Origin of the sequence: Corallococcus sp. 4LFB, from assembly GCF_046520365.1 — a bacterium.
Classification (GTDB): Bacteria; Myxococcota; Myxococcia; order Myxococcales; family Myxococcaceae; genus Corallococcus; species Corallococcus caeni.
Genome location: NZ_JBKGHJ010001296.1, coordinates 1 through 270 on the forward strand (window position 1 = coordinate 1; position 270 = coordinate 270).

Below are 270 nucleotides of genomic sequence, written 5' to 3' on the forward strand. Positions count from 1 at the left end.
GTCCAGCTTGCCACCCGGACGGTGCACGTCCGGGCCCCGCCCAGCGCCTCACCTGGATGCTGGAGGACGCGCGCCCCGCGGTGCTCCTGGCGCAGGAGCACCTGCTCTCGCGCCTGCCCGCGCATGAGGCCCGGGTGCTCTGCCTGGACTCGCAGTGGGAGGACGTCGCGTCCCAGCCCCGGCACGCCCCACCGCCGCGCGCCACCGCCGACGGGCTGGCCTACGTCATCTTCACCTCCGGCTCCACCGGCCGCCCCAAGGGCGCCATGA

General features: G+C 75.9%; 1 protein-coding gene. It reads left to right on the forward strand.

Features of this window, described 5'->3' with window-relative positions; all coding sequences use genetic code 11:
* A partial coding sequence (locus tag ACLEQD_RS45390) for an AMP-binding protein (RefSeq protein ID WP_410392074.1) occupies positions 1–270 on the forward strand: 270 nt, incomplete at both ends.